The organism is Litorivivens sp., from assembly GCF_041624475.1.
Lineage (GTDB): Bacteria > Pseudomonadota > Gammaproteobacteria > Pseudomonadales > Spongiibacteraceae > Litorivivens.
Map to the genome: position 1 here is coordinate 164706 of NZ_JBFJUX010000001.1, position 17363 is coordinate 182068.

The 17363-nt window shown below is 54.2% G+C and carries 17 protein-coding genes; 3 read left to right on the top strand and 14 right to left on the bottom strand.

Going from position 1 to position 17363, the window contains the following annotated elements:
* The first annotated feature begins 136 nt into the window (after nucleotides 1-136).
* Nucleotides 137-1117: an AraC family transcriptional regulator gene (locus ABY734_RS00745; protein WP_372747436.1), complete on the top strand. Its 981-nt coding sequence runs from the start codon at nucleotides 137-139 to the stop codon at nucleotides 1115-1117.
* Here ABY734_RS00745 and ABY734_RS00750 read toward each other — a convergent pair.
* Nucleotides 1091-2119 carry an AraC family transcriptional regulator gene (locus ABY734_RS00750; protein ID WP_372747435.1) on the bottom strand — a complete coding sequence of 343 codons (1029 nt, stop codon included), beginning with the start codon at nucleotides 2117-2119 and terminating at the stop codon, nucleotides 1091-1093. The genes ABY734_RS00745 and ABY734_RS00750 overlap by 27 nt on opposite strands.
* Before the next feature lie 169 nt (nucleotides 2120-2288).
* Between ABY734_RS00750 and ABY734_RS00755 the strand changes: the two genes are divergently transcribed.
* Nucleotides 2289-3398, top strand: coding sequence for a trans-acting enoyl reductase family protein (locus ABY734_RS00755; RefSeq protein WP_372747434.1), 1110 nt, complete (start codon nucleotides 2289-2291; stop codon nucleotides 3396-3398).
* A 64-nt stretch (nucleotides 3399-3462) separates the two neighbouring features.
* Here the strand turns inward: ABY734_RS00755 and ABY734_RS00760 are convergent, their stop codons facing one another.
* The 9 genes from ABY734_RS00760 to ABY734_RS00800 all read right to left on the bottom strand — a co-directional run bounded on the left by ABY734_RS00760 (nucleotide 3463) and on the right by ABY734_RS00800 (nucleotide 10745).
* The gene (locus ABY734_RS00760) at nucleotides 3463-3888 is read right to left on the bottom strand and encodes a F0F1 ATP synthase subunit epsilon (protein WP_372747433.1); all 426 of its coding nucleotides are present in this window, start codon (nucleotides 3886-3888) and stop codon (nucleotides 3463-3465) included.
* A gap of 69 nt (nucleotides 3889-3957) precedes the next feature.
* Nucleotides 3958-5355, bottom strand: a complete 1398-nt coding sequence (gene atpD / locus ABY734_RS00765; protein WP_372777034.1) for a F0F1 ATP synthase subunit beta — start codon at nucleotides 5353-5355, stop codon at nucleotides 3958-3960.
* 53 nt (nucleotides 5356-5408) lie between these two features.
* A complete protein-coding gene (gene atpG / locus ABY734_RS00770; protein WP_372777035.1) occupies nucleotides 5409-6275 on the bottom strand; it encodes a F0F1 ATP synthase subunit gamma in 867 nt (288 codons plus the stop codon).
* A gap of 76 nt (nucleotides 6276-6351) precedes the next feature.
* A complete protein-coding gene (atpA, locus tag ABY734_RS00775; protein ID WP_372777036.1) occupies nucleotides 6352-7896 on the bottom strand; it encodes a F0F1 ATP synthase subunit alpha in 1545 nt (514 codons plus the stop codon).
* A gap of 30 nt (nucleotides 7897-7926) precedes the next feature.
* Nucleotides 7927-8463, bottom strand: coding sequence for a F0F1 ATP synthase subunit delta (locus ABY734_RS00780; RefSeq protein WP_372777037.1), 537 nt, complete (start codon nucleotides 8461-8463; stop codon nucleotides 7927-7929).
* Nucleotides 8464-8475: 12 nt separating this feature from the next.
* Entirely contained in the window at nucleotides 8476-8946 is a 471-nt protein-coding gene (locus ABY734_RS00785) for a F0F1 ATP synthase subunit B (protein ID WP_372777038.1), read from the bottom strand.
* Nucleotides 8947-8997: 51 nt separating this feature from the next.
* A complete protein-coding gene (gene atpE / locus ABY734_RS00790; protein WP_183411463.1) occupies nucleotides 8998-9234 on the bottom strand; it encodes a F0F1 ATP synthase subunit C in 237 nt (78 codons plus the stop codon).
* A gap of 52 nt (nucleotides 9235-9286) precedes the next feature.
* On the bottom strand, nucleotides 9287-10222 hold the full coding sequence (atpB, locus tag ABY734_RS00795; RefSeq protein WP_372777039.1) for a F0F1 ATP synthase subunit A: 936 nt from the start codon (nucleotides 10220-10222) through the stop codon (nucleotides 9287-9289).
* Nucleotides 10223-10331: 109 nt separating this feature from the next.
* Nucleotides 10332-10745, bottom strand: coding sequence for an ATP synthase subunit I (locus tag ABY734_RS00800; RefSeq protein ID WP_372777040.1), 414 nt, complete (start codon nucleotides 10743-10745; stop codon nucleotides 10332-10334).
* A gap of 494 nt (nucleotides 10746-11239) precedes the next feature.
* Here ABY734_RS00800 and ABY734_RS00805 point away from each other — a divergent pair, with 494 nt between their 5' ends.
* Entirely contained in the window at nucleotides 11240-12661 is a 1422-nt protein-coding gene (locus ABY734_RS00805) for a wax ester/triacylglycerol synthase family O-acyltransferase (RefSeq protein WP_372777042.1), read from the top strand.
* Nucleotides 12662-12700: 39 nt separating this feature from the next.
* On the opposite strand, the gene ABY734_RS00810 is transcribed toward ABY734_RS00805, so the two are convergent.
* The 4 genes from ABY734_RS00810 to mnmG are packed head-to-tail and all read right to left on the bottom strand — an operon-like array spanning nucleotide 12701 to nucleotide 16996.
* The gene (locus ABY734_RS00810; RefSeq protein ID WP_372777043.1) at nucleotides 12701-13615 is read right to left on the bottom strand and encodes a ParB/RepB/Spo0J family partition protein; all 915 of its coding nucleotides are present in this window, start codon (nucleotides 13613-13615) and stop codon (nucleotides 12701-12703) included.
* Entirely contained in the window at nucleotides 13616-14431 is an 816-nt protein-coding gene (locus ABY734_RS00815) for a ParA family protein (RefSeq protein ID WP_372777044.1), read from the bottom strand. It abuts the gene before it with no gap.
* A 34-nt stretch (nucleotides 14432-14465) separates the two neighbouring features.
* Nucleotides 14466-15104 (bottom strand): 16S rRNA (guanine(527)-N(7))-methyltransferase RsmG, encoded by a 639-nt coding sequence (gene rsmG / locus ABY734_RS00820; RefSeq protein ID WP_372777045.1) that lies wholly within the window; start codon nucleotides 15102-15104, stop codon nucleotides 14466-14468.
* Complete coding sequence (mnmG, locus tag ABY734_RS00825; protein ID WP_372777046.1) at nucleotides 15104-16996, bottom strand: tRNA uridine-5-carboxymethylaminomethyl(34) synthesis enzyme MnmG; 1893 nt, start codon at nucleotides 16994-16996, stop codon at nucleotides 15104-15106. The genes rsmG and mnmG overlap by 1 nt, the downstream gene beginning before the upstream one ends.
* Between the last annotated feature and the right edge of the window lie 367 nt (nucleotides 16997-17363).

Here is a 17363-nt window from a genome sequence, read left to right on the forward strand (position 1 = left end):
AATTTCCAGTTTGTTTACACAAGACATTTATATTGTTAATTTACGACATCGTTTCGGTACCAGTGCGACAATAATATTAATTATGGAACTGAGATCTTCACTAGAAACAGCTCCCCCGCGGCATTTGGTGTACGGGTTGAACCCCCTGATCTCTATCCTCAGGGAGCACAATATCGATCCCCAACCGTTGCTGGAAGTCGCCCATATTCCAATTGACGCGCTGGACGATCCCACTTATCAACTCACACCCCACCAGGAAATTACGTTTACAGAGGAAGTTATCAAAGCCGTAGGCGAGCCAGATTTCGGTCTTACGGTTGGCCAGCGCTACCACCTGTCGTCCTATGGCATGCTGGGGCTTGCCATTCAGACGAGTGCAGACTTATTAAGCGGAATGCAGGTGCTGTATAAAAATATTCTGATGACTTGGACATACATGCACTGGATTACAACAGTGCGTGGGGACACGGCTTATGTCAGCCTCAGCAAATTGCGAGATCTCGGTGAGTGTCACCAGTACATGATTGATCGGGGTTTGGTAGCTTCACGCATAATTTTTGAAGAAGCTTTGGGTAGTCCGTTGAATATATCTGCTGTCTATCTGACGCAATCCGAGCCAGACTATGCCCATCGTTATCACGAACTGTTCGGCTGTGACATCCACTTTGGCGCCAACGAAAACTGCTATGAATTTCCGGCAGAGGTGTTAACCCAACCCCTTATTCACGCTGAACCGGAAACATCGCGAATCTATGCCAGTCAGTGCGAACGCATTACCAAGCAGCTGGCCAGCAACCAGACGTTTTCTGACATCGTCAGAAACTATATTCTCGCTTCAGCGCACCAGTCGACTACGTTGGAGCAGGCTGCCGATTACCTGAATATGACCGTGCGAACGGTTCAGCGAAAGCTGGGTCAGGAAAACACCAGTTACAAGGAGTTGCTGGAAGAAGTGCGTCGTAATCTGGCTATAGAGTACTTACAGACCACGACGCTAACCTTGGACGATATTGCAGATAAACTGGGCTACAGCGATTCGTCGAGCTTTTGTCACGCCTACAAAAGGTGGACCGGATCCAATCCTGGCCAGCTACGCCGACACGCCATTAACTCCTGAACTTATAGTCATGCGGTACTGTTGGGGAGACTCACCGGCCCAGCGCTTGAAGGCGTTCGAAAAGTTTGCAGTATCTGAATAGTCTAAAGATAAGGCGATTTGTTCTATCGTCAGGGACGTGGTTTCCAGATACTCCTTCGCTAATCGGAAGCGAATATTGTCAACGATTTGCTGATATCGTGTTCCCTGATCCTGCAGCCTTCGACGCAGTGTTCGCCCGGACAGGTTTAGCATATCGGCCATGGTTTCAACTCCGGGAAATCGACCTGGATTAGCAAGCAAATGCTCTTCTATTTCTTCTACGATAGTAAATTGCTGATCCAGCCTCGCTTTCGATATTTCGCATTTTTCAATGCATAACGCGGCAGTGTCGCTATCGCTATGCAAAAGTGGGAGATCCAGTAAATCGTATGGAAACTGTAGTTGGTACGCGTCGCAGTTAAATTCTACCGGACAATTAAACACTTTTTCGTAAAGACTCTTACTGAACCGGGGCGCATGAGCAATTTTGACGCCCGTAAGAAAATCGTCTTTCTCCAGCAAGCCTTTTACGATCATAAATGTCGCCGCAAGCTCTCGTTCAGCTATCATTTCCAGTTCTTTGTCATCGTACAACACCGATGACATACTCATGATGGCGGTGTCGCCTTCAACCTGGAATTCATGCTCGAGAAAGGCGAAGCTCAGCTCAACGTATTTGTAGGCCAGTTGCAGCGCCTTGCGCAAGGATGCAGCGCTCATCAGAGCGTATCCGTAGAGCCCAAACAGGTTGATGGGATAGGCGCACCCGACCCGCAATGCGCTCTCGGGATTGAGGGTAACTTTTTCTATGTTTCGCAAAAATTTCAGGCCCTGACTGAGCGGTATGCGGGTATCAGGATTCTCCAGAATCGAGAGGCTAAGGCCTGTTCCAGCAAGTAGTTGGCCGGCGTTGAAGCCCTCCTTCTCGAACAGTCGTACTGGAGCGAGGATTGTTTTAGCGGAATGTGTTTTGGGTCTCATTGCCAAAAACTCGCGATTGGCGAAGCCTGTAAACTAGCAACGCTGGCCACATTTCACAACCCTATGGCCAGCTTTCCTATTCTCGAATTCCCTGTATCGGGACTAACGTAAATGCTCCAAGCCAATGCTTGAACGATCAAGGCTAATTATTATTAGAAGGAGCACTGATATGAGCACGGAACCGAAAGTACTGATCTACGGCGCCAGCGGTTACACCGGTAAGCTGGTTGCGGAATGTCTGGGTGAACGAAAAATTCCGTTTTACTTTGCTGGGCGAAATCAGCAACGGCTGGAAGATGCTATGAAGATTGTGGTCGAGCGGTTGGGGCACGAGCCCGACCATGTTATTGCTCAGGCGGAAAATAAGAAAGACGCGCTGTTGCCGCTGTTCAAGAATGTAGACGTCGTCATCAACGTCGCTGGCCCCTTTATGCAGATGGCGTGGCCAGTCGTCGAGGCTTGTCTTGAAGCCAACTGCCATTATCTGGACACGACAGGTGAGCAGGACTGGACCATCGCGATTCGCAATGAATACGGCAAAGCCTTCGCTGACAAGAATCTGTTACTGAATCCCGCAAACAGTTATATGTGGGCCGCTGGGGCGCTTGCGGCAGAAAAAGTTTTAGAAGACCCCGAGATCGATACCCTGGATATAACTTACCAGATCAAGGATGCCCTGCCGTCTCAGGGTTCCACAAGATCGTTTCTACGAATGGTCTGCAATCCCCAGTACAAGCTGAAAGATCACCAAATGGTTGAATGGCAGGGTGATCGGGCCTTCACGATTTCGGTACCTCACCTTTCTCAGGTACAACTCGCGCTGCCTTGGGGTGGAGGTTGTGAACCTGTATGGTATGAGTTCGACGACCGAGTGCGCTCCTGTCAGGTACTAACTGCATTTGGCGACGAGATCATCGAGACCGTTGTCGCAACGATTCATCGTTTTCTTAAGGAAGCCGAAGGTAAGAGTCAGGAAGAAAAAGAAGCACTGACCAATCAGTTTGGTGATGAGATGAATAGCACAGAACCCCCCAAGGACTCCGTGGACATTCACCGCACCGTAATTACCTGTATTGGGCAAGGCCGACAGAAGACAACGGTATTCCCGATGTCGATGTGCGCTCCGTACACCTTCACTGGTGAAATTTGTGCCGAGGCTAGTGAGCGGCTTTTAAATGGCGAGCTGGTTAACGCGGGCTTCCAATCTGCTGCTGGAGCTTTTGGACACAAGGCTTTGATGAAGGTCTTTAACGAAAAAGGCTACATCAATCTTGAGTGATACACCGTTTTTCGCGCAATAAAAAAGGCAGCCTGAGCTGCCTTTTTATAGAAAAACCAATGAGTTACTTTTTCAAGTTTTTGCGAATCTGCTGCAGCGTACGCATCTGTGCCGATGCGGCAGCCAGTTGGGCAGCGGCGCGCGAGTAGTCGATTTCACTGCTCTGGTTGGTCATCGCGTGGGCGGCAGCGCGCTGAGCTTCAGCAGCGGCAGCTTCGTCCAGATCACCAGCGCGTACCGCTGTGTCTGCAAGAATGCTGATCGTGCCTTTTTGCACTTCCAGATAACCACCGGAGACGTAGAAGATTTCCTCTTCGCCGCCATCCTTGATAACGCGAACCGGGCCCGGCTCCAACGCAGTCAGCAGAGGTGCGTGACCGTAGCTAACACCCAGATCACCGAGTGTGCCGTGCGCGACAACCATTCTGGCCAGTCCGGAGAAAATCTCCTCTTCCGCACTTACGATGTCGCAATGTATGGTCATAGCCATGTTCTAACCTCGTTGCTAGCGAACGCCCCGATAGTGACACCGGGGCATTCATGCCTACGCGGAAGAGCCTTACAGCGTCTTCGCTTTCTCAATTGCTTCGTCGATGGTGCCGACCATGTAGAAAGCCTGCTCGGGCAGATCGTCGTGCTGACCGTTGAGGATTTCCTGGAAGCCGCGGATGGTTTCTTTCAGAGAAACGTATTTACCGGGGCTACCGGTGAAAACTTCTGCCACGTGGAAGGGCTGTGACAGGAAGCGCTCGATTTTACGCGCGCGTTCTACCACCAGCTTGTCTTCTTCAGACAGTTCGTCCATACCCAGGATAGCGATGATGTCTTTTAGCTCTTTGTAGCGCTGCAGAACAGTCTGTACACCGCGGGCCACATCGTAGTGCTCGGCGCCGATGATCAGCGGGTCGAGCTGACGAGAAGTAGAATCCAGTGGGTCAACAGCCGGGTAGATACCTTTTGCAGCAATGTCACGGCTCAGTACAACCGTTGAGTCGAGGTGAGCAAAGGTGGTCGCTGGCGACGGGTCAGTCAAGTCATCCGCCGGTACGTATACCGCCTGAATAGAAGTGATAGAACCGGTCTTGGTTGAGGTGATGCGCTCCTGCAGAACACCCATCTCTTCCGCCAGTGTCGGCTGGTAACCTACCGCTGAAGGCATACGGCCCAGCAGTGCTGATACTTCAGTACCGGCCAGTGTGTAACGGTAGATGTTGTCGACAAACAGCAGAACGTCACGGCCTTCGTCACGGAATTTCTCTGCCATGGTCAGACCGGTCAGAGCAACACGCAGACGGTTACCGGGCGGCTCGTTCATCTGGCCGTAAACCATTGCCACTTTGGATTGCTTGAAGTCTTTAACGTTTACAACGTTGGCTTCCTGCATCTCGTGGTAGAAGTCGTTACCTTCACGGGTACGCTCACCAACACCGGCGAATACAGACAGACCGCTGTGCTCGGTAGCGATGTTGTTGATCAGCTCCATCATGTTTACGGTTTTACCAACACCGGCACCACCGAACAGACCAACCTTACCACCTTTGGCAAACGGGCAAACCAGGTCGATAACCTTGATGCCGGTTTCCAGCAGTTCGTTGGAGGCTGCAAGCTCTTCGTACTTGGGCGCGTCGCGGTGAATCTGCATGCGCTCTTGCTCGCCGATCGGACCACATTCGTCGATCGGGTTGCCCAGTACGTCCATGATACGACCCAGCGTTTCGATACCGACGGGCACCTTGATGGGCTCATTAGTGTTAGTTGCTTCCAGGCCGCGACGCAGACCTTCGGAAGAACCCAGTGCGATTGTGCGCACAACGCCGTCGCCCAGCTGCTGCTGTACTTCCAGCGTCAGGCCACTCTCGTTGACGGTCAGTGCGTCATAAACCTGTGGCACGGCATCGCGTGGAAATTCCACGTCGATAACGGCGCCGATGATTTGTACGATACGTCCGCTACTCATTTCCGGTTCCTCTCAAACCTGAAGATTTAAATTTCGTTTCCTGTCCCGCAGTCTTAACCGCTGACTGCGGCGGCACCGCCCACGATTTCCGACAGCTCCTGGGTGATCGCTGACTGACGGGCCTTGTTGTAGACCAGTTGCAGATCGTCGATCAGGTCGCCGGCGTTGTCGGTTGCATTCTTCATCGCAATCATTCGCGCGGCCTGCTCACAAGCGCCATTTTCAACCACCGCCTGGTAAACCTGTGCCTCGATATAGCGAGTCAGCAGTCCATCCAGCAGCTCTTCGGCGTTGGGCTCGTAAATATAATCCCAGTGGTGTTTCAGTTCTTCGTCGTCATCCGCGGGTAGCGGCAACAGTTGCTCGACCTGCGGAGTCTGGGTCATGGTGTTCACAAATTCGTTGCGCACCAGATACAGACGGTCAATGGTGCCGTCGCTGTAGCCATCCAGCATAACTTTAACGCTGCCGATCAGACTCTTGATTTCCGGGTCTTCACCCAGATCACGGACATTGGCTACTACATTGCCACCGTAGCTCTGAAAGAAGGCACCGGCTTTGGCGCCCACCAGACAGAGATCAACCTCAACACCCTGCTCAGACCAGGATTTCATGCTGCGAATAGCGGCTTTAAACAGGTTAACGTTCAAACCACCACAAAGACCCCGGTCGGTCGACACCAGAATAAAACCAACGCGCTTGACGTCCCGCTCTTCCATGAACTCGTGTGTGTACTCCGGGTTGGCGTTGGCAATATGGCCAACCACTGCCCGGATGCGTTGCGCGTAAGGCTTGCCCAGCTGCATGCGATCTTGAGCTTTACGCATTTTACTGGCGGCGACCATTTCCATCGCGCTGGTAATTTTCTGCGTACTCTTGATGCTAGAGATCTGGGTGCGTATTTCTTTTGCGCCTGCCATAAAAATTGGCCCTCAAGCTTCCTACCGGCGCGCTTGCGCGCGCCTCTTTTCATCAGGAATAAACTACCTGAAAAACTTACCAGGTCTGGGTTGCTTTGAACTTTTCAACAAGCTCTTTGAACTTGCCTTCCAGTTCGTCGTTCCAGTTACCCGAGTCGTTGATCTGCTTCATCACGTCGGCGTATTCGGCATTGGCGAATGACAACAGAGAGGCTTCGAAGTCGAGAACTTTGTTAACTTCGATGTCTTTCAGGTGACCTTCGTTGGCGCAGTACAGAACCAGACCCATCTCAGCGATGCTCATGGGTGAGTATTGCTTCTGCTTCATCAGCTCGGTTACACGCTCACCGTGATCCAGCTGAGCCTTGGTGGCGTCATCCAGGTCAGAGGCAAACTGGGAGAATGCCGCCAGTTCGCGGTACTGAGCCAGTGCGGTACGGATACCACCGGACAGTTTCTTGATAACTTTGGTCTGAGCCGAACCACCAACACGCGATACCGAGATACCGGCGTTCATTGCCGGGCGGATGCCCGAGTTGAACATGTCGGTTTCAAGGAAGATCTGACCGTCGGTGATCGAGATAACGTTGGTCGGTACGAAGGCCGATACGTCACCTGCTTGGGTTTCGATAACGGGCAGCGCCGTCAGTGAACCGGTCTTACCTTTCACTTTGCCGTCGGTGAACTTCTCAACATACTCTTCGGAAACACGCGCGGCGCGTTCCAGCAGACGGCTGTGGAGGTAGAAAACATCACCGGGGTAAGCTTCACGGCCCGGCGGACGACGCAGCAGCAGAGAGATCTGGCGGTAAGCCCAGGCCTGCTTGGTCAAATCGTCGTAGATAACCAGTGCGTCTTCGCCGCGATCGCGATAGTACTCACCGATGGTACAACCGGTGAAGGGTGCGATGAACTGCATGGACGCTGGGTCAGACGCAGTCGCTGCAACCACGATGGTGTGGTCCATAGCGCCGTGCTCTTCCAGTTTGCGCACAACGGCAGCAACAGAAGAAGCCTTCTGGCCAACGGCAACGTAGATACATTTGATGCCGGAATCTTTCTGGTTGATGATCGCGTCAACCGCTACAGCAGTTTTACCGATCTGACGGTCACCAATGATCAGCTCACGCTGGCCGCGACCGATGGGTACCATGGAGTCAATCGCTTTCAGACCAATCTGAACGGGCTGGTCAACCGATTTACGCCAGATAACGCCGGGAGCAACTTTTTCAATTGCGTCAGTTTCTTTAGCGTCGATCGGACCTTTACCGTCGATGGGGTTACCCAGCGAATCGATAACGCGACCTTCCAGTTCCGGGCCGACCGGCACTTCAAGAATACGGCTGGTGCATTTGCACTTTTGACCTTCGGCAATGCCGAGGTAGTCGCCCAGTACCACCGCACCTACGGAGTCACGCTCCAGGTTCAGTGCCATACCAAAACGGCCGCCTTCAAATTCAATCATTTCACCGTACATGACGTCGGTCAGACCGTGAATACGGACGATACCGTCAGATACGGAAACTACGGTTCCTTCATTGCGAGCTTCAGAAGACACATCGACGTTTTCGATGCGCTGCTTAATGATGTCGCTAATTTCGGATGGATTCAGTTGCTGCATGCTCTGTTCCTCAATCCTGTGTCTAATCGCTTAGGAATTCATTGCTTCGGCGAGTTTCGCTAAGCGACCGCGCACCGAACCGTCGATAACCAAATCGCCCGCGCGGACCAATACGCCGCCGAGCAGTTCTTTATCAACGACTGCCGTTACTTTGACTTCGCGCTGGAGTTTGCCACTCAATGCCTGCGCCAACGACTGTTGGGCGCCGGCATCCAGTTCAAAGGCCGTTGACAGTTCCACGTCAACGCTCTTCTCCTGAGCGGCCTTGTGTGCCTCAAAAATCACGGCGATTTGCGGCAGCAGGGTCAGACGCTTGTTCTTGGCCAGAACACGAATGAAATTCTGGCCTTTGTCGTTGAGCGCGTCGCCGCACACATCGATAAAGGTCTGGGCCTGCAGGTCCGTAGTCATCGCCGGCGACGCCAGCACTTTCTTGATGGCATCCTGCTGGGCTACTGCCGCCGCTGTCGAAAGCTGCGCTGACCAGCCGGCCAGATCGCCAGCGGCCAGAGCGTACTCAAACGCCGCCTTCGCGTAAGGCCTTGCCACTGTGCTCAGTTCAGCCATGGTTTACCTCGCTTACAGTTGGGCGGCCAGTTTATCGAGCATATCTTTGTGCTTGGCTTCGTCGACAGACGCTTCCAGCACTTTCTCTGCGCCAGCCAGGGCCAGTGTGGCCACCTGCGAACGCAGCTGCTCTTTGGCGCGATTGACCTCTTGCTCTACTTCCGCTTGTGCAGCGGTTTTGATGCGGTCAGCTTCCGTTCGCGCCTGCTCTTTGGCTTCATCGACAATCTGATTGGCGCGTTTATTCGCCGATTCGATGATGCCCGCAGCCTCAGCTTTGGCTTCCTTCAAATGCTTGGAGGCCTTTTCCTGAGCCAGCTCCAGATCACGACCGGCGCGATCCGCGGCTTCCAATCCGTCAGCTATCTGCTTCTCGCGCTCATCCATCGCGGCTCGGATCGCCTTCCAGACGAAGGCGTAGCTGAACCAGATGAAAAACAAGAAGGCGATGGACTGGCCAATTAGGGTGAGATTAATGTTCACGCCGACACCTCTGTTTGACGGTTAAATGTAAGTACTGTCAAAAAGGTGTGCTTACGCCATTCCTGGCACAAGTACGAACAGTACGTACATGGCGATACCAACACCGATCATGGGTACCGCATCAAGCAGACCGGCGATCAGGAACATTTTGGTTTGCAGCATGGGAGCCAGTTCGGGCTGACGCGCAGAACCTTCCAGCAGTTTACCGCCCAGCAGAGCGAAACCGATGGCGGTACCCAGAGCACCAAAACCGATCATCAAAGAAACAGCAATCAAAGCCAAGCCCATGGTATTTCTCCTAAGTTGTGTAATTTAAAGCTAAAGTTAAACGTAAAGTGAATTAATGAAACTGGTCTTCTTCTTCAACCTGATGCGCCATCGCCATATAGACGATAGTCAGTACCATGAAGACGAAGGCCTGCAACACGATAACCAGAATGTGGAACACCGCCCACGCCCACTGCAGTACACCCGCGAACAGACCGAGCACCAGACCGGCACTGAACATGGTGGCAATCAGGATGAAGATCATCTCGCCGGCGTACAGGTTTCCGAACAGTCGCAGACCGAGAGAGATCGGTTTGGAGATCCAGGAAATAGTCTCCAGTGCGAAGTTAATCGGAATCAGAATCAGGTTGATGTACCACTTCTCAGCGTGGAAGGGGTGCAGCGTCAGTTCTTTGACGAAACCCATAAAACCCTTCTTGGCGATGGTGAAGTAAATCATCAAACCAAACACGGTAAAGGCCATACCAAGGGTTACATTGGGGTCGGTGGTCGGAACGACTTTAAAGAAGAAGTGGGGGTCGCCACTGATAATGGTCGCCAGGTGCGGCAGCCAGTCGACCGGCACCAGGTCCATCGTGTTCATCAGCAGAATCCAGACGAAAATGGTCAGGGCCATCGGCGCGATCATGGCGTTCTTGTGATGAAAGCTATCCTTGACCTGCTTATCGATAAAGTCGACAGCCATTTCGACAAAGTTCTGCATGCCGCGCGGCACGCCAGTGTGAATACGCTTGGCGACGCGGGCAAAAATCATGACGAACACGGCGCCGAGAAAAATGGACCAGAACATGGAATCCAGGTGAATGGCCATAAAGCCCATATCACTTGCTTCCTGTGAGGTGTGTGCCAGTGTCCAGGTATCCTGCGATAACACTTCGACCGAACCGTCAGCCTGGTGACGTTCATAACCTTCCGGCAACTTGCCATAGGTCAGGTTGGTCAAGTGGTGCTGGATATAACTGGTAGCGGTTAAGGTTTCCCCTGCCATCTCTCGCTCTCAATCTCAAAAGGTATCTTGGAAAGCCTGCGCGTCATATCTGACGGCTTTTCAAGGCACCCTTTTTAAGGTTATTGGTTAAACGTTTCCGTAACTGCTGCTATTTTGCGATGCGCCGATTGCCGATCCGCCAGGCAAACACCAGGTTAACCAGCATCATGCCGATAAAGCCTGCAAACACAGCACCCGCATTCAATGACGGCACACTGCTGAACACCACCGCAAACAGGCACACCGTCAACACAAATTTACCCGCTTCACCCCGCTTGAAGGACTGGGACACTGCCCTGGCCGCGCGTGCGCCCCGATGACGAAACGCCATCCGGGCAAAATAGGCATTGGGTAATACTGAGATCAGGCCGCCTATCAGGATAGATTTGGCCAAAACCGCATCTACCAGTAAAACTGTGGCCGAAGCCAGAACGAGCAATCCAGTCTGGATACCGAATATTTTCAGCAGCGGGGGGCGCGAAATGATGGCAGCCGTCGGCGGCTTAGCCCCCTGCTGTGCCATAAGTCTCCCCAAAAGCGTGCTTTAATTCCGATTTCCGGTGAGTTGTCACTCGTCCAAAAAGCGGGGCGAATTATAGGGCCAATATGGTCAAGTATCAACCGATCCGCCTGTTCGAGGGTGGACAAATTGTCCCACCCCCTGATTAGCGCCCGCTGTGAATACCAAAATAAAATCAAACACTTACCATTTAGCACAACATAGTGTGGTTTTCATGGGGCACACTACTAGATGAAGTACCACAATTAAACAGCGCTGTTTATTAGCCCCGTCTGCATTTCCAGTCTTTGCAGGGCAAGTACTGGGTGAAGCCACAGCCGATGTCACTTCAACACAGACTCAGGTCATAAACCGTGCGCTAGCATCGTCTTTTAAAGACTCTACTGCAAGCACTGCCGCACAGATGGATGAGATCCCCGGCCATAGCAGGAGGTGTCGCTGGTGGTTGCTGTCATTAGTCAGTAATGTAAAGGGCAACAACAATACAAGGGGGTTCCATGGAGCAACTCAGCGGTCAGGATGCAATGTTTCTCAGTGCGGAGATGAAAGGTCTTCCGCAACACATAGGGGGGCTAAGTATCTACGATCAGTCCACCGCCGAAGGGGGTATCGTGCGCTTCAAGCAGATTCTCTCCATGCTGGAAAGCCGTGTTCACCTCTCGCCCATATTCACCCGCAAGCTGGCCCACGTGCCCATGAAGCTCGACCGCCCCTATTGGGTGGAAGACGAACATTTTGATCTTGAATACCACGTCCGCCACATCGCGCTGCCCGAACCCGGCGACTGGCGCCAGCTCTGTATTCTGGTATCGCGCATCCACGCCCGGCCGCTGGATATGAACAAGCCGCTGTGGGAGATGTACATCATTGAAGGGCTGGACAATATCGAGGGCCTACCGAAGAACTGCTTTGCCATGCTGTTGAAGGCCCACCACGCGGCGATGGACGGCGCCACCGGCGCGATGCTCTTCCCCATCATGCACGATCTGACACCCGAAGTTCAGCAGCCTACCGACATTCCGCCTCGCGTCATCAAAAAAGCCACCGACTGGCAGTTGCTGAGCAAAGCCTATGTGAACAACCTTAAACGGCCACGGCGCGCCTTGAAACTGATCGGCAACGTATTGCCCGCTTACCGGCGCATTCGGGCGGGCCGTCGCCAGGGCAATTTTCGCTCGCTGGAAGACAAACAGAAAACCCGTTTTCAGGGCCGGATATCGCCCTATCGGGTAGTGGATTCGGTCAAGTTTGATTTTGAAGACGTGCGCGCCATCAAGAATACGGTGAAGGGAGCGACCGTGAATGATGCAATGCTGACCATCGTCTCCGGCGCCCTGCGCAAGTATCTGGCCGCCAAAAACGAGCTCCCTGAAAAAACCCTTGTTACTGGCTGTCCAATTGATGTGCGCAGCGACGCTGAACGCGCCGCCGGTGGCAATATGGTCGGTTTTATGACCGTGTCACTGTGCACCGATATCGACGACCCGAAAGCGCGACTGGAAACCATCGCCTCTGAATCCAAACAGAGTAAGTCCTACGCCGAAGCCCTCGGCCCACGGATTGCAATGGACGTCACCGATGTCATGCCCGGCGGCATGATGGCGCTGGCCATGCGCGCTGCCGTTGGTACGGGTCTGACCGAACGTGCGGTCATATTCAATACCGTGGTAACCAATGTTCCCGGGCCGCCCGTGCAGCTGTATTTCTGCGGCGCCGAACTGGTGGATGGCTTGAGTCTCGGGCCGCTTCTGCCCGGTGTTGGCTTGTTTCACGTGGTTTACAGTTCAGTTCAGAACAAGAAGGGGTCGATCGCGATTTCCTTTAATGCCTGCCGCGAACAGATGCCGGATCCGTCCTTTTATGCCCAGTGCATCGAGGAGTCGTTTGACGAGCTGAAAGCAGCGACGCTGAAAAAGTAGGTGTTTACGCGGGGCCTAACCGGGCCCCGCTGCAAAGATTCAGGAGCTGATTTTGCTGATAATGCCGTCGAGCTGGTCGAGGTTGTTGTATTTGATCACCAGCTTGCCGGCGCCTTTGGCGCTGTGCTGTACCTGTACCGGGGAGCCCAACTGCTCGGACAGATCGTCCTGCAGCTTCTTGATATCCGGGTCGAGCTTTTTCGGAGCAGTCTGGCTTGGGTTCTTCTGCTCATCCACCAGGCGCCGAACCAGCGCTTCGGTCTGACGTACCGACAGGCCGCGACCAACAATTTGTGAGGCGGCAGAGGCCTGCATATCCGGATTCAGTGACAGTAGGGCACGGGCATGGCCCATTTCCAGATCGCCGTGTTCCAGCATGCGTTGCACTTCTTCGCGCAGGTTGGTCAAGCGCAGCAGATTGGTGATGGTGGTTCGCGATTTACCGACTGCTTCAGCAACCTGCGCATGGGTCAGCTCAAATTCGCGCTGCAGACGCTGCATCGCCAGCGCCTCTTCCATGGGATTGAGGTCTTCGCGCTGAATGTTTTCAATCAGCGCCATGGCGACGGCGGCTTCATCTGGCACATCGCGGATCAACGCAGGAATGGTATCCAGGCCGGCGAGCTGGGTCGCACGCCAGCGCCGTTCCCCGGCAATGATCTCAAAGCGCTTGTCGCTGATCGGGCGCACCACAATCGGCTGCATCACGCCCTGGGATTTAATACTCTCTGCCAGTTCTTCCAGCGCTTCGGGCTGCATGTCCCGGCGCGGCTGGTACTTGCCGCGCTGAATCAGGTCAACCGGCAAATCGCGCAGTTCCCCGTCGGCCGGACGGCCGGGACGGGTTTCGCCGGCCCCCTGCAGGGGAACGCTCTCCGGCGGAGTCGTAGTGGCAGCCGCCTGACTGCCCAGCAGGGCGTCAAGTCCGCGCCCCAAACCTCGTTTCTTTGCCATTTATCCTTCAGACCGAATCAATTGCAGATCGGGCGTTTCACGCGTCTGCGGTTTATCTGCACGTCGGAGCATTTCACCAGCCAGCGCAATATAGGCCATGGCTCCTTTCGAATCCTTATCGTAGTGAATCACCGGCATACCGTGGCTCGGGGCCTCGGCCAGGCGCACATTGCGCGGAATCACGGTGCGGTAGACCTTGTCGCCAAAATGATTGTAGAGCTGGGCGGAGACATCGTTGGTCAGGCTGTTGCGCGGGTCGTACATGGTGCGCAGCAGTCCTTCAATTTCCAGCTCCGGGTTGATCAGTTGCTTGACCCGATTCACGGTATTGATCAGCGCGCTGAGCCCTTCCAGCGCATAGTACTCGCATTGCATGGGAATGATTACCCCATGCGAGGCCGCCAGCGCGTTAACCGTCAGCATGTTCAATGAGGGCGGGCAATCGATCAGAATAAAATCGTAATCATCCAGTATCGGCGCCAACCCTTCTCGCAGGCGAAATTCACGGCCAATTTCATTGATCAATTCTACTTCAGCGGCGGTCAGATCCTGGTTGGCTCCGAGCAGGTCGTAGCCCGCATCCAGTTTGCTCTGAATCGCATCGCGAGCATTACTTTCACCGAGCAGCACATCATAGACACTGCGCTCGAGGGCGTTTTTATCGACACCACTGCCCATGCTCGCATTGCCCTGAGGGTCGAGATCGATCAACAGCACCCGTCGCCGGGTGGCGACCAGTGACGCAGCAAGATTGACGCTGGTGGTGGTTTTACCGACCCCGCCTTTCTGATTGGTGATTGCAAAAATTTTGGCCATGCTGTCCCCGTTCAGGGCATCCCGTGTTCGTTTGTTATGAACCGCCTCTTTCGGGGAGGCCAATCTTTATCAGGTGGCGCTCACCGGCCAGATTCGGTACCACCAGCGCGTGGGAACCCTTGACGATATAGGGTTTTGGTAACTGACTCAACTCCTGCTCCGGGTATTGACCCTTCATGGCCAGTAACTCGCCGCCCACAGCCAACAACGGCCCGCAGTCGCGGGTCATGTCCGCGAGCGAAGCAAAGGCCCGGGACAGGATGCCGTCATAGACCGGCGCCAGTTCGCCCGACTCGATGCGTTTATGGTGCACTGTCACATTTGGCAGGGCCAGATCCGCCACAACCTGCACCAGAAAACGGGTTTTCTTGCCGTTGCTGTCGAGCAGTTCAAATAACTTGTCCGGATAGACGATGGCCAGGGGGATGCCCGGCAAGCCCGCGCCGGTACCCACATCCAGCAGTCGCTCGCCGCTGACAAAGGGCACGACCGCCAGTGAGTCGAGCAAATGCTTGGTGACCATTTCTTCGGGGTCGCGGATGGCGGTCAGGTTATAGGCCCGGTTCCATTTCACCAGCAGCGCCAGATAACGCATCAGCCGATCGCGCTGCTGCTCGCTCAGCTCCAGTGCCAGTGCCCGCAGGCCCCGCTCGAGAATGTCGCGCTCGGCCATCAGGCCGTTTTGCTGCTGCGATCGAGCAGGCCTCGTTTTTTCAGGTAAATCAGCAAGAGTGAAACAGCTGCCGGCGTCACGCCGGGAATGCGCGAAGCCTGGGCCAGGGTTTCCGGTCGGGCGCTGGACAGCTTTTGTTTGATCTCGTTCGACAGACCTTCCACCGTCTGATAGTCGAAATCCAGCGGCAGGCTTGTGTGCTCAAAGCGCCGCAAGCGCTCAATTTCCTCGGTCTGACGGTCGATATAGCCGGCGTACTTCACACCGATCTCGATCTGTTCCGCAACCTGTAAGTTAGCACTCACTTCTCCTTTGAGTCCCGCCACATCTGAGTAGCTTAGCTCAGGACGCTTGAGAAGATCGAGCAGATTGTGTTCACGACTGATCGGCGTCGGGATTTTGCTGTTCAGAATGTCAGCTTCCGGGGTATTGGGCTGAATCCAGGTGCTGGCCATGCGCTGACGTTCCCGCTCCACCGTTTCGCGCTTGTCGCAGTAAGCTGCCCAGCGCGCATCATCCACCAGTCCCAGTTCGCGGCCCTTTTCGGTCAGTCGGGAATCGGCGTTGTCCTCGCGCAGCAGCAAGCGGTATTCGGCGCGGGAGGTAAACATCCGATAGGGCTCCAGCGTGCCCATGGTAATCAGATCGTCGACCAACACTCCGATGTAGGCTTGATCGCGCTTGGGACACCAGGTGTCTTTATCGGCCGCTTTCAGGGCGGCGTTGAGTCCAGCCAGCAGGCCCTGGGCGCCCGCTTCTTCGTAACCGGTGGTGCCGTTGATCTGCCCGGCGAAAAAGAGGTTTTCAATGACCTTGGTTTCAAGGGAAGTTTTCAGATCCCGAGGGTCGAAATAGTCGTATTCAATAGCGTAGCCCGGGCGGGTGATATGGGCATTTTCAAAGCCCTTGATCGAGCGCACCAATTGCATTTGCACATCAAAAGGCAAGCTGGTGGAGATGCCGTTGGGATAGAGCTCGTGGGTATTCAGCCCCTCCGGCTCGATAAAAATCTGGTGGCTGCTTTTGTCCGCAAAGCGGTGAACTTTGTCTTCGATGGACGGGCAATAACGCGGGCCGACGCCTTCGATCACGCCGGTGTACATGGGCGAGCGGTCCAGCCCGCCCTGAATGATTTCGTGGGTGCGCTCGTTGGTGTGGGTAATCCAGCAGCAGGTCTGACGCGGGTGCATCTCGAGACTGCCGAGATAGGACATCACCGGCTCGGGCTGATCGCCCCACTGCTCCTGCAGACCTTCGAAATTCACCGACTTGGCGTCAATGCGCGGCGGGGTGCCAGTTTTCAGGCGATCGACGCGCAGGGGCAGTTCCCGCAGACGCGCGGCCAGGGCGATCGCCGGTGGGTCGCCGGCTCGGCCGCCGCTGTGATTATCCAGACCGATATGGATTTTGCCGCCCAGGAAAGTCCCGGTTGTCAGCACGACCGTTTTCGCCCGAAAGCGAATACCGGTGTTGGTGATCGCACCGCAAACCCGCTCACCCTCGACGATCAAGTCGTCAACGGCTTGCTGGAAAATCGACAGATTGGGCTGATTTTCCAGTATTTCGCGAATCGCCGCCTTGTACAGCGCCCGGTCAGCCTGGGCCCGAGTCGCACGGACTGCCGGGCCTTTGCGAGCGTTCAAAACCCGAAACTGGATCCCGCCGCGGTCTGTGGCCAGGGCCATGGCGCCGCCGAGGGCATCGATTTCCTTGACCAGGTGGCTTTTGCCAATGCCGCCGATGGCCGGATTGCAGGACATTTGGCCCAGCGTTTCGATGTTGTGGGTCAGCAGCAGGGTTTTAGCACCCATGCGCGCCGCCGCCAGGCACGCTTCGGTACCAGCGTGGCCGCCGCCGATGACGATAACGTCGAATTGCTCGGGGTAATCCACGGGAAATCCTGCTCTGAGCTGAAAGGGAGTGTGATTATACGGGGCGAATTTCGCACTGCAATAAGCTGGTGAAAATTTAATCAGGGCTGGTTTTTAAAAAAGTTATTAAATAAAAATCTTATTTATAAGAGAAAGTAAGAGAGATTATTGTTGTTGTAATTATTAGTTGACGTAAAAATGTGGATAACCTTTGTAAGTTGCTGTTTTATAAATATTTAAAGTGCCTAATAAGTGGGCGTACAAACCCCTTGTAAAGCTGTTCCCCGGATGGTGACAAGCCTTGAACGGTTTGGGGGTAAGTATTTGTACTGATTTTCCGTCCACAGGCTTAAAACTTATCCCCCAAGTTATGCACAGTCTTTCCCCG

Excerpts from the sequence above, each read along its gene's own strand:
- atpA (WP_372777036.1), bottom strand. The coding sequence starts at position 7,896 with ATGCAGCAACTGAATCCATCCGAAATTAGCGACATCATTAAGCAGCGC.
- atpE (WP_183411463.1), bottom strand. The coding sequence starts at position 9,234 with ATGGGCTTGGCTTTGATTGCTGTTTCTTTGATGATCGGTTTTGGTGCT.
- ABY734_RS00805 (WP_372777042.1), top strand. The coding sequence starts at position 11,240 with ATGGAGCAACTCAGCGGTCAGGATGCAATGTTTCTCAGTGCGGAGATG.
- ABY734_RS00780 (WP_372777037.1), bottom strand. The coding sequence starts at position 8,463 with ATGGCTGAACTGAGCACAGTGGCAAGGCCTTACGCGAAGGCGGCGTTT.
- atpB (WP_372777039.1), bottom strand. The coding sequence starts at position 10,222 with ATGGCAGGGGAAACCTTAACCGCTACCAGTTATATCCAGCACCACTTG.
- ABY734_RS00815 (WP_372777044.1), bottom strand. The coding sequence starts at position 14,431 with ATGGCCAAAATTTTTGCAATCACCAATCAGAAAGGCGGGGTCGGTAAA.
- ABY734_RS00810 (WP_372777043.1), bottom strand. The coding sequence starts at position 13,615 with ATGGCAAAGAAACGAGGTTTGGGGCGCGGACTTGACGCCCTGCTGGGC.
- atpG (WP_372777035.1), bottom strand. The coding sequence starts at position 6,275 with ATGGCAGGCGCAAAAGAAATACGCACCCAGATCTCTAGCATCAAGAGT.
- atpD (WP_372777034.1), bottom strand. The coding sequence starts at position 5,355 with ATGAGTAGCGGACGTATCGTACAAATCATCGGCGCCGTTATCGACGTG.
- ABY734_RS00760 (WP_372747433.1), bottom strand. The coding sequence starts at position 3,888 with ATGGCTATGACCATACATTGCGACATCGTAAGTGCGGAAGAGGAGATT.
- ABY734_RS00755 (WP_372747434.1), top strand. The coding sequence starts at position 2,289 with ATGAGCACGGAACCGAAAGTACTGATCTACGGCGCCAGCGGTTACACC.
- ABY734_RS00750 (WP_372747435.1), bottom strand. The coding sequence starts at position 2,119 with ATGAGACCCAAAACACATTCCGCTAAAACAATCCTCGCTCCAGTACGA.
- ABY734_RS00800 (WP_372777040.1), bottom strand. The coding sequence starts at position 10,745 with ATGGCACAGCAGGGGGCTAAGCCGCCGACGGCTGCCATCATTTCGCGC.
- rsmG (WP_372777045.1), bottom strand. The coding sequence starts at position 15,104 with ATGGCCGAGCGCGACATTCTCGAGCGGGGCCTGCGGGCACTGGCACTG.